The organism is Moraxella bovis (assembly GCF_025985205.1).
Classification (GTDB): Bacteria; Pseudomonadota; Gammaproteobacteria; order Pseudomonadales; family Moraxellaceae; genus Moraxella; species Moraxella bovis.
In genome coordinates, this window is record NZ_CP087840.1 from 1872781 (window position 1) to 1884794 (window position 12014).

Genomic DNA, 12014 nt, shown 5'->3' on the forward strand with positions numbered 1-12014 from the left:
TGCAATTTTCTAATTAAAAAGTTTTTGGCGTAAGGTGCGTACCACGCACCAATTTGTGCAATCAGCATAAACTCGGTGCGTATTACGCACCTTACAAATTGGGATTGTAGTACAAAATTGTACGGGAGAATTGTAATTCACCCCTACACATTCCCAAATTACTTACGCCAATTTACTCGCCAACTCGCCTTGCAACTCCGAAAGCACCTTATCAAGCCCATCAACCTTACTTGCTCCACCTTGGGCATAGTCAGGTTTACCGCCACCTTTACCACCCAATTCACCCGCCAAATGACGGATAATGTCGCCCGCCTTAACCTTATCAGTCAAGCCCTTCGCCACGCTTGCCGACAGTGCCAAATCATCACTCTCGCCCACCAGTACAATCACCCCGTCAAGGCGAGATTTTAGGGTATCCATCAGCCCACGAATGGCTTTGCCGTCCACGCCTACCACTTTGGCGATGAGTAGATTTGTCTCGCCCACTTTGACCGCTTTTTGTAGTAGCGATACTGCTTGTAGGCTTGCCAGTTTTTGCTCGGTGCGTTCTAGCTGTTTTTCAAGCTCACGGTTACGCTCGGCAAGGCTACCGACACGAGTTTCAATCTCACCACGTTTTGCCTTAAAATTCGTTGCCAAATTACCCAAAATCATTTCACCCGTCTGCACATAACGCACCGCTCCCATGCCTGTCAAGGCTTCAATACGACGAACGCCCGAGGCGATACCACTCTCAGAGACGATTTTAAACAGACCGATATCGCCTGTTTGAGCCACGTGGATACCACCGCACAGCTCAATGGAGAACGTAGAGTTATCGGCATTTGTCCCCATGGTAAGAACACGCACGGTTTCGCCATATTTTTCGCCAAACAGAGCCATTGCCCCTTTGCCAATGGCTTCATCAATGGGTAGGTACTCAATCTGCACAGGGGTATTTTTTTGGATTTGCTCGTTTACCATGCGCTCAATGGTGGTAAGCTCATCATGACTGATTGGTTTATCATAAGAGAAGTCAAAACGCAGCACGTCTGCCGATACCAGCGAGCCTTTTTGGGCAACGCCTGTGCCTAGCACCGCACGTAGGCTTGCGTGGAGCAGGTGCGTGGCGGAGTGGTTTTTGGCAGAAGCTTTACGCACGTCGGCAATCACTTGGGCGTTGGCGGACTGATTTAGGGTGATCTCGCCCATTTTTACCGTGCCATAATGGATAATTGCCGTGCCAGATTTTTTGGTGTCTTCGACAAAAAACACCCCTGTGGACGTGCTAATCTCACCTGTCTCGCCCACTTGACCGCCACCTTCGGCATAAAATGGCGTGGCAGACAGCACAATCACACCTTCATCGCCTTCGCCCAAACACTCTACCGCCTTGCCGTCTTGGTACACGCCTATGATTTGGCTTTGGTTGTCTAGCAGGTCATAACCGACAAATTCGGTTGGAGTTTCTACTTTAATGGCACTTGTGTAGTCCACGTCAAATTTGCCCGCTTCTCTGGCACGGGTACGTTGGGCTTCCATAGCCACATTAAAGCCGTCTTCGTCAATGCCCACGCCACGCTCACGAGCGATGTCGGCAGTTAGGTCGGTTGGGAAACCATAGGTATCATATAGCTTAAACACCGTCTCCCCTGTCAAGGTATCGCCTGTGTTTAGACTTTCTAATTCGCCCGATAACAGACGTAAGCCCTGTGCCAATGTTTTGGCAAATTGTTCTTCTTCTTTTAAAATCACCGCTCCGATTTCGTCTTGTTTTTCAATCAATTGCGGATAGGCTTCGCCCATTTCCTTGATAAGAGCAGGGACAAGTTTATAAAAGAACGCCCCGTCCGCTCCCAGTTTATTGCCATGACGTACCGCACGGCGAATGATACGGCGTAGGACATAGCCACGCCCTTCGTTACTTGGGCGGACACCGTCAGCGATGAGAAACGACACGGCACGGATATGGTCGGCAATGACCTTAAAAGACGACTCATAGGTGCTCTCCACGCCAATCACTTGGGCGGTCGCATTCATGAGATTAACAAACAAATCCGTCTCATAGTTGCCACATTTACCCTGCATGATCGAGCTGATACGCTCTAAGCCCATGCCTGTATCCACAGACGGCTTGGGTAGGGGTTCTAGCGTGCCGTCTTTTTGGCGGTTAAACTGCATAAATACGCAGTTCCAAATCTCCACATAGCGGTCACCATCTTCGTCAGGCGTACCGGGCAGTCCGCCTTCCATATGCTTGCCATAATCATAAAAAATCTCGGAGCAAGGCCCGCAAGGTCCTGTATCGCCCATCGCCCAAAAGTTATCCGACTGATAAAGCCCACCTTTATCGCCAATACGAATAATCCGCTCAGGGGCAAGCCCGATGTCCTTATGCCAAATGTCAAAGGCTTCATCATCGGTGTGATAGACGGTTACATAAAGGCGGTCTTTGGGTAAGGCAAGCCAGTTGTCATCAGTCAAAAATTCCCACGCAAAGGCAATGGCGTCCTTTTTAAAATAATCGCCAAAGCTAAAATTACCGAGCATTTCAAAAAAGGTGTGATGACGGGCGGTGTAGCCGACATTATCAAGGTCGTTGTGTTTGCCCCCTGCACGCACGCATTTTTGTGATGACACGGCACGCTGATAGTCCCGTTTTTCTAGACCCAAAAAGGTACCTTTAAATTGGTTCATGCCAGCGTTGGTAAATAATAGCGTGGGGTCGTTGTGTGGAATGAGACTTGATGATGCCACAGGCGTGTGGTTTTTGCTTTTAAAAAAATCAATAAAGGCTTGACGTACTTCGGTCAGTTGCATGGTTTTGGTTAAGTGAGCGGTTGTCATGGTCGTATCTCGTAGCTTGCCTGTGATTTTTAAAAATCATGGGGCGAATTTGATAAATAAACAGTTAATTTTATCACAAACCGCCATAATTAACAGTGATTTTAACCAATTTTTCACAAAATTTAGTTGAAAGACTGACTAAATTAATAACTTTTTGGAATTAATATAAAATCCTTATAAAAATTATGGAATTTTTGATAAAAATGCTTAACATTCATGTAAAAAAGGTGTATAAATAGCATATAGATTTTATCCACAAAAATGCTAGGGGATTTACCATGAACATTCCACTATTTAGTGCCATTTTTTCGATTGCTTCTACTGTACTCATTGGCGTCTTGATGATTATGGTGTTTGTCAATGACATGACCAATATGCAAACGGTGCTTGGAGTCGTGGTCGCAGGGCTTGTGGTAAGCATTCCCATCGCCCTTGTCGTCACCAAACGCATTTCTGCCATGACAAACTCTGCCAGTCCCACCCCCAATCAGCAAAAAACGCAGTAACGCTTTTGGCACAGCTTATCTAGCCCAACATCACAATACCAGCCAGAGAGCCAAGCCACAGCCGAAACACAGATATGCCATGATAGCACGCCCCATCATGGCATTTTTACACAGCGTACGACCAAACGTACGACCAAACAAAATTGAAATACACCCATCAATTCATGTTACAATAGTATTTATTTATCACAAATAGAGCTGTCATGACTGAGTTGTCCCTAATCGTCGATTTGCGTTGGTGTTTGGATGAGTTATTAAAAGAAGGTCGCATTGACCAAAAATCATACAATCTTGTCATCACCAGTCGCAACGACCCTGCCCTACACCCCGTCCAAAACATCGCCCGTTTTAATCTCACGAGCTTATTAGACCATCAGCCCCTAACTGTAGATAAGCTCAATCTATGGTTGGCGGGCAAAGCTGGCGTGGACGTGGTGCGAATTGACCCCCTAAAAGTGGATGTGCCGGGTGTGACGGGTATCATGTCCTTTGAGTACGCCAAAAATCAGTACATTCTGCCCATTGCCGTGACCGATACAGAAGTCATCATCGGCACTGACCAACCTTTTTATCATGATTGGCATGCCAACATCAGCCACATCGTCCGCCCCAAAACCATCAAGGTCGTTTATCTGTCACCTGAACAGCTCAATCGCTACCGTGCCGAGTTCTATCAGGTCACCCGTGCCATACAAGGGGCGGACATCGCCCAAAAAAAGGCAAGTGCGGACATTACCAATGTAGAAGCCCTGCTTCAACTTGGCGATAACAGCAATCCTGATGCCAATGACCAACACATCGTCAAAGTCGTAGATTGGCTTTTGCAATACGCCTTTGAACAGCGAGCTTCCGACATTCACTTGGAGCCACGCCGTGAGACAGGCAAGGTGCGATTTAGAATTGACGGGGTACTGCATACCGTCTATGAGATGCCTGCTGCGATTTTGACGGCTGTTACCGCTCGTATCAAGATTTTGGGACGATTAAACGTTGCTGAGAAACGAAAGCCCCAAGATGGACGTTTAAAGACACGCACGCCAAAAGGGCTAGAAACCGAACTTCGTCTGTCCACCTTGCCCACCGCATTTGGCGAAAAGCTCGTGATGCGTGTGTTTGACCCCGAAGTGCTGGTACGCACCTTTGCCCAGCTTGGCTTGACGGGCAAACAACTAGAAACGTGGCACGCTCTCACCGCCCACCCCAACGGCATTATTCTGGTAACAGGTCCCACAGGTTCAGGCAAAACCACGACGCTTTATAGCACACTCAAACAACTTGCCACCGAAAAAGTGAATGTCTGTACTATTGAAGACCCCATTGAGATGATTGAGCCGTCTTTTAATCAGATGCAGATTAACTCAGCGATTGATTTGCACTTTGCAGACGGCATTCGCTCGCTCATGCGACAAGACCCTGACATCATCATGGTGGGCGAAATCCGAGACGGCGAGACGGCAGACATGGCGGTGCAGGCAAGTCTGACGGGGCATTTGGTGTTATCCACCTTGCACACCAATGACGCTCCAAGCTCTTTGACACGGCTACATGATTTGGGCGTTCAGCCGTTTTTGACATCGGCAACCATTTTGGGCATTATGGCTCAAAGGCTTGTCAGAACGCTTTGCCCTCACTGCAAATCCGCCCAAGACGTGAGCGAAAACTCGCCCCTAGCGGACGAATGGCGCGGGCTTGTCACTCCGTGGAACGCTCCTGTTCCGTCCAAAATCTACATGCCTGTGGGCTGTGATGAGTGCCGAAACACAGGCTATAAAGGGAGAATCGGGCTGTATGAGATTTTGCCGTTGTCCAATGAGCTTAAAAAATTGGTTGCCAAAGATGCAAGCCTTGACGACCTAAAAAAACAGGCGTATAGTGAAGGGGTGTTACCGTTACGCATAGAAGGAGCAAAACGTGTGGCAGAGGGCGTTACCACGCTTGAAGAAGTGCTTCGGGTTGTTCCGTTGAATTAGCAAAGCTCGACCAAAAACATCTCCCAATAATCCAGTCTAAAAAACTTTCAGACCCAAAACTAAAACAAACCCCAAAGTTTTAAACTTTGGGGTTATTAAGTTAGATGCTTAAATTAGAAACGATAAGTTGCACCAACTTTAACAATAGGATACCAAGTGGGATTATTATCTCTGATGGTTTTTTCTAGGTCAGCTTGAAATTCTGCTTCATTTTGGCTTGGAACAACAGCATTATCTAGATTAACTTCTGTTTTCCATTTGCCAGTATAAGCAGCACCCACTTCACCAAAGAAACCGACACGGCTGTTACTGTTGATATTTGGCTTAACACCCAAAGTCAAGTAAGGAGCCAAGGTATTGCCAGACTCTGCCTTAACATTGATATTGCCATCAACTTTGTATTTTTTATCATTAATCTTGATGGTTGCTCTCCCTTCTTGGGAAGTTAGGGTTGCATCAAGCTTATTGTCTTGAAAAATAACGCCAGTACCTACAGTAAAGCGGTTTTTCCAAGGACGTAGATTAACACCAACATAAGGGTTGCTGTAATCGCCATCAAGTTTTAGGTTGCCTTGATAGTCATCCCATTCATTACCTAGCACTTTTTTCCAGTTGATGATAGAATCACTACCACCGATGTCGGTATCTACATCGAAGCTACCGCCATTCCAACCAGCAACCACTTCGGTTGATTCGTTGGCAGACCATGCGATGCTTGCACCATAACCTAATGTACCAATCTCAGCATTGATAGCACCTGGCTTGGCTAATGTGGTAAAGACAGTCTTACCACTATCTACAATGGTATGACCTGCATTGGTTACGACATTTGCCATGGCAGTACCAGAAAATAATACCGCACTAGTTAGGGCTACTAACTTTAAAGTTTTCATCATCTTTTCTCCAAAAGTAATATATAAACTAAACATTAATTTATATGGTTTAATTTTAATATCAAAAAACCATAAAATCAATAGTCAAATCAAAGAAATTTGTGATATTTTGATGACTTTCATGTTTTGATATGTAACCAAACAGCCATGATAAGATTTTGATTTACAAATGTTTTATTATCGCCATTCATCACCTGTCCCGCATCTTCCCGCACGGCATTTTCTACCATCTGCGTGCAATTGCAAGTTACCATCGTTCTTCATTTGTCCAGAAGCATTAGGCGTTGCTGTAATCACCCATTGATCCGTCAAAGGGGCAATTACCACATTATACAACTCACTGCTCTCCGGATTTGCGGAGCTAATAATAGGGGCAGTAGGTATATTTGCATAACCACCCAACATCATCTTCTTAGACTCAATTTGACCTGCCATATTCTGCATATCAGCCATCATATTGGCACGTTTAGTCTTAATGATGTAGTTTTGATAACTAGGGTAGGCAATAGCTGCTAAAATCCCAATCACCGCCACCGCTAACATTAATTCAACAAGAGTAAAACCCTTTGACTTATTTTCTATTACCACGAAATCTCCCCTTCGCAACTACAATCATTAATACTGTTATCTGGGCAAAAGTTCCGATCCTCACTCATACATCTCTGCCCTTGACTATTCATCAAAATCACTTTGGCCTGCTGATTGTCTTGGGTCGGTCTTGCAACCATCACCCAAGATGTCCCAGCTCTAACGGTATTTATATCTCTAGCCGCAGAAGATAATGCTCCTCCCTGCCCATTAGTTAGCTCGATGGTGTATTTAGGGTTATTGGTTGGCACACTAATGGTAGTTGCGTCCGTAAAAGTTTCTCCACCATTATCCGCAACCTGTCTAATTCTAAAACCTGAAAAGGTTAAAGTGCTAGCACGCCATTTGTCTAAATCCATCTGAATGGTTGCCATACGAGCTTGGGCTTGCGACTCTGAATTCTTTATCAAAAATTGCCTATAACTGGGGATGGCAATCGCTGCCAGTATCCCCAAGATAACTATCGTAATGACTAACTCTATGAGAGTGAAGCCTTGCTGTTTATTCATAAATATTCTCCGATAGTCAATAACATTATTTTGTGGCAGACACGTCATACCATTGCTTGGGTGTTAAAGTATAAGCAGTGCTTTCGCTTTGTCCGCCACTAATGAGATCAGGTATAGCAATCGGATTCGTCCAACCAGTAACACCATTAGGATTTGGCACACCCGACTGTGCTGTAACAATAGAGCTTGATGCTTTATTGTAATTATTTTCGGCATGGTAAGCACCCAACATGCTCGATAACAACACCTTGCTTGAATTTGCTTTACTTGCAGGACCTCTGGCAAGCTCTTGAATACCTATACCTGCTCTTTGATAGCCAGCAAGTCCAGTTGATGTGTTTTCACAAATACCCCAAGGCATGCAGTAGAACTGACGCTCTGAACCACCTTTAATTTGGGCTGAACAACTATCGGTCTTAGTATAACTCATGTCTGGATTATAAACAGTCGTGTACAAGAAACTGCTTCTTTTGTTATTCAGCAAGCCACTAACTACTTCTAATTTACCGACACCCTTACCATATCTAACATTGGTATAACCATCAAAACGATTTAATGGATAATACCAACCCTTTTTCACCGCTTCAGTTGGATTGGAGTTGGTTATGAAAGCCTTAATCTTTTGTAAGTGAGTATCTTTTTGACCACCATTCACATCTCCCAAAGCTTCAAGGTTGGCAGGTGTAATATCTTTCACCTGATAGGTGCTACTAGTTAGAGCATTAAATTCTCGATTGGTTTTTGTAATATCGGTATCAAAAAGTGTATACAGTCTATCAGCCGTTGTGGTATTACCTCTTAGTTTTGATAAAGGACTACTTCTATCGCCCGAGATAACTGATACCGTAGCGAAACGCTTAGTCTCTGTATAGATATTAACCTGTGGCTTTTCATAAAAACGTCTGGTATACACACCCTCGCCTGGTTCATGGAATACTCGAACCACACCACGCGCAGCAAACGAATCACGTGTTGATGATGCGTTGGTAAAATCAGCACGGAATATTTGACCGCCTAGGTCAGCAGCGTATAAGTGATCCATAAAGCCGTCATTATTACGGTCCAGAACAGCAATCTCACCAACAATACTGTGTTTCATATCACGAATCGTCTCTGATGAGGCTTTCCATATCAAAGCACCTGTCTTGGCATTAATAATATAAATTGCACTACCATCTGCATAAGGTTTTACCTTACAAGCATCTGAGCCTGTACCTTCGCCTACTTGGAAATTCTCATCTTCATAGCACATGTCATAGCCACCACCAAACACCAGTACGTCGGTACCCATATCATTAGCGCCAGTCTTAATACGTGCCAAAGTTGGTTTATTCCAGATATAACCCAATCTATCTGCACCCTCCGATGTCGGAAGAAAAGCAAATCTTAATATTGGTTCATTTTTGTCTGTTAAATCAAGTCCATACAGACCTTTTGCTCCCAAGCGGAAGCCACCAAAAGCATTAACACCTGATAGAGTATTGTATGACTTGCCTTGAGGGGCGGTAGGTTCAGTGCTTTGAGCCACCAACTTACCGTCTTGATAAGTATAAGTTGCTGTTACTAGCCACGGAGCATCCACACCAAACTTCGGCTTACCAACACCCTCACTCTCTCCACTTACAGATGCAGAGAGCGCCTCTGGCTGTTCTAACAACATCTGCTTGGTAATGATGGCAAATTGCTCTTTGCCGCCAGAACCTGACTCTGAAAAATTATCAGAATCCACCATGTGCAATGCACCATCCATCGAACCAAAGAGAACATACTCATCACGCTCATCTGTCACTTCTCCATCTGCATTTACCTTTGCCGAATAAGAGACAAAGCTAGGCGAGGAATGCACAACACCGCCCATGATTTTAGAGTCAGCTATATTATCAGCTGTTACCACTGTATTTGCTAAATTATCAGGTACAGTAACATTGACAAATCCTAAGAATCTCAATAAATGCTGAACATTAGCAGGTGTATACAGCTTAGTATCCGCAAAAGTATTGTCTGCACTCAACTCATTGTCATTTAAGGTTAGCTTCCCACTGGCATTAACACCGAATTTTTTAAGAGTATCACCATCTTCCACAAAAACGGTGCGAACACCATCAAGTGCTGACCTATTAGGCAATTTTAGATTTGCATAAACCCCACCTGATGTTACCGCATCGTTGGCATCTGGATAATCTTTATCACTCCAAAAATCTTGGGCTACTTTGCTTAGGCTCACACCATCTGCTTGGTAAAGATGAGCTTTGTTTTTACCAAAGAATGTGCCTTCATTAGCGACATCACTCACCCCTTTGGTTACTGTACCGATTTCATATTTCTTTAAGTTACCCTGCCAAATACTACTGGCGGAACTCACATCTGGCTGCAACATAGGCAAGAAAGCAATAGCCTGTTGACTGGATGCTTGATATGGGTCATCAGGAATGGTAATCGTACCAGCTGGTGCGGTAGGCAGACTTGTATTTAGTGTGTTTAAAAATACCTTGATACTCTTAGCAATATCATCAGCTGACTGAGTATAGAAAAAACCACCTTCGCCATAACCGCTACCAATATTACCCCAACGACACGCATTCTTAGCATCTGCGGTGGCCGTATCTGAGTCACAGTTATAGATGGTCTGCCCATTTTCATTTTTCGAACTTGACAGACCGGCAAAAGATGCACCAAACCCCGCTACCGCCGTTCTGATTTTTACGCCAGATGGGTTTTGTGTTGGCTCTCTTAGACGTTTTGCATACTCACCAATATATTCCCAGCCCCCTGTCTCACCTGGAAACAGACCAGAGGTTAACGCCGGAGATGTTAGCCCCACAGGTTTTGAAGAGATGGTTTTATTGCCCAAGGTGCGATTGATGATTTGTTCTGCCATATCATCTGTTGTGGAGTTAGGGGCACCGTCAGTTAGGAAATAGATACCGTTACTGCTACATTCACCCACGGTATTATCAGGCTCTTGATAATTATCGTCATTTTTAAATGGCACAGTAACATTTAACTCGTTAACACCGTCACCATTTAGGTCATGTTTAATACCAGCATATCTCATACCGCCAATATTATTTCGGTATTCATTCATGGCTGTTGATTTTTTCGCTTCTTTTAAGTGATAGCCCATCCGATAATATTCATTCTGATAGCTGTAAGTACCCCAATTATTTCGGACAAGTATCGTTCTTGATTGCACTGGCTGGCAATCAATATACCAACTTGGACAGGTCAGGTTTCTATTTGTTCCTTTTACTCCCTCCCCCAATGCATTACTCTTACATTTGTAGTTACCACCATTATCCCAAGCAGTACTACGATAAGCATAGCCTGCATCACAAGTCTCAGCACCCTCAGTAGTAGATGTTACGATAAATGGACTGGCACGGTAGGATACATAAGCAGTTGCCCCACCTGGGTTGTCCCAGCCTTTGGTGTTAATCGGCTCGATGTCCATCGGCTCATTGTCTACTTTCATCCAACCAGCATAACGCCAGCCCACAGGAAGTTTTGAATGCGTCTCCCATGCATTGCTCATACGACCGACAGTTCTAATTAGCTCTTGACGACTAACCGGCGTCCAACCGCCATTGCTGTTAGGTTTATAAACAGGAATGTTGGGTCCTATTGTTGAACCATCATACCATAAACCAAAAGGCTGCCCAGTATCCTTACGAATTTCATTAGGGTTCCAACCATTTGCACACTGCCTAACGGTCGCACCGAATTGCCTTGCTGCATCGGCAGTACCCAGCTCGACGCAAATATAATAGACCTGTTCAGTGCCACCTGTACGCTGCATGACCACAGAACCATCATACAAGATATTTAAAGTTTTTGCCTTTTCGATGTTACTATCCCTGCCAGTACCAGTCCCTAGCATATAAGCACCTGCCTCAGCGTAAGCATGAGCGGTCGGCGTACCACTTGCTGCCTTAAAGATATCAGGATAGTTGGTTGAGTTACCTGCTAGATTTGGGTTCGCCGTCCCATCTTCGTTGGTTTCAACATCAACCGATTTGAAAGCAGCAAGTGTACGAATTAGATCCAAACGATGTTCTTTGGTCAAAGGTTTAACAGGAACCAAGATCGTGCCTGAGTGACCGTCCACCAAAGTGTTTTGTGAATCACCAATCTTAATGGGGGTCTTGGAGGAGAAGTTACCCAAACCAATAGAGACGGTCTCGTCAATGGTACCGCTGGCAATGAGCTGAATCAAGGATTCTTTGAGACGCGACAGTCGGTCAAACTTACCTGACTCACTCTCAATAAGCTTGCCAGAGGCATCAATGGTTGCTGTACCACAGCCTCGCAGATAGTAGTTAATCGTCTCTCCTTCGACTGTTACGCTCTTTTTAAAAGCAGTTCTATTATAAGTTTCACTACTTGCCCGCATATCTTTAGCGTTATAAATCCACTGTTTAAAAGCCCCTGTCGTTCTACCGCACAAAGGTTTATCAACATCACCAGGGCTACCATACTTGTTCGTCTTTGGTAGGACAAGGGAGCTAATACCCATCGAGCCTGAGGTGTCCAGCATCATCATCAGGTTTGTATTGGCTGACTTAGCAGGCTGATAGATTTCAAGGTCTCCAATCTGCTTGGTTGATGCGTGAGCTGACATGGTGGTCATTGCCATGATTGTGGCAATACTAACACGGGTAAGCTGTGTACTAAGTGTATTTTTTTTAAATTTTTTCATGATAATCACCTGTTTGCTGTTATGAT

General features: G+C 44.6%; 7 protein-coding genes. 2 read left to right on the plus strand and 5 right to left on the minus strand.

Features of this window, described 5'->3' with window-relative positions; all coding sequences use genetic code 11:
* Positions 1–162: 162 nt before the first annotated feature.
* A complete protein-coding gene (gene alaS / locus LP107_RS09485; RefSeq protein ID WP_264676173.1) occupies positions 163–2826 on the minus strand; it encodes an alanine--tRNA ligase in 2664 nt (887 codons plus the stop codon).
* A 278-nt stretch (positions 2827–3104) separates the two neighbouring features.
* Between alaS and LP107_RS09490 the strand changes: the two genes are divergently transcribed.
* Both LP107_RS09490 and tfpB read left to right on the plus strand, forming a co-directional pair.
* Entirely contained in the window at positions 3105–3332 is a 228-nt protein-coding gene (locus LP107_RS09490; protein WP_078274313.1) for a hypothetical protein, read from the plus strand.
* 203 nt (positions 3333–3535) lie between these two features.
* Complete coding sequence (gene tfpB, locus LP107_RS09495; RefSeq protein WP_078274314.1) at positions 3536–5302, plus strand: type IV pilus assembly ATPase TfpB; 1767 nt, start codon at positions 3536–3538, stop codon at positions 5300–5302.
* 113 nt (positions 5303–5415) lie between these two features.
* On the opposite strand, the gene LP107_RS09500 is transcribed toward tfpB, so the two are convergent.
* The 4 genes from LP107_RS09500 to LP107_RS09520 all read right to left on the minus strand — a co-directional run bounded on the left by LP107_RS09500 (position 5416) and on the right by LP107_RS09520 (position 11988).
* Positions 5416–6198 carry a hypothetical protein gene (locus LP107_RS09500; RefSeq protein ID WP_228157795.1) on the minus strand — a complete coding sequence of 261 codons (783 nt, stop codon included), beginning with the start codon at positions 6196–6198 and terminating at the stop codon, positions 5416–5418.
* A gap of 174 nt (positions 6199–6372) precedes the next feature.
* Positions 6373–6783, minus strand: a complete 411-nt coding sequence (locus LP107_RS09505; RefSeq protein WP_272506368.1) for a type IV pilin protein — start codon at positions 6781–6783, stop codon at positions 6373–6375.
* Complete coding sequence (locus tag LP107_RS14340) at positions 6777–7292, minus strand: type IV pilin protein (protein ID WP_078274345.1); 516 nt, start codon at positions 7290–7292, stop codon at positions 6777–6779. The genes LP107_RS09505 and LP107_RS14340 overlap by 7 nt, the downstream gene beginning before the upstream one ends.
* 25 nt (positions 7293–7317) lie before the next feature.
* Positions 7318–11988 carry a PilC/PilY family type IV pilus protein gene (locus tag LP107_RS09520; RefSeq protein WP_264676172.1) on the minus strand — a complete coding sequence of 1557 codons (4671 nt, stop codon included), beginning with the start codon at positions 11986–11988 and terminating at the stop codon, positions 7318–7320.
* Positions 11989–12014 lie beyond the last annotated feature (26 nt).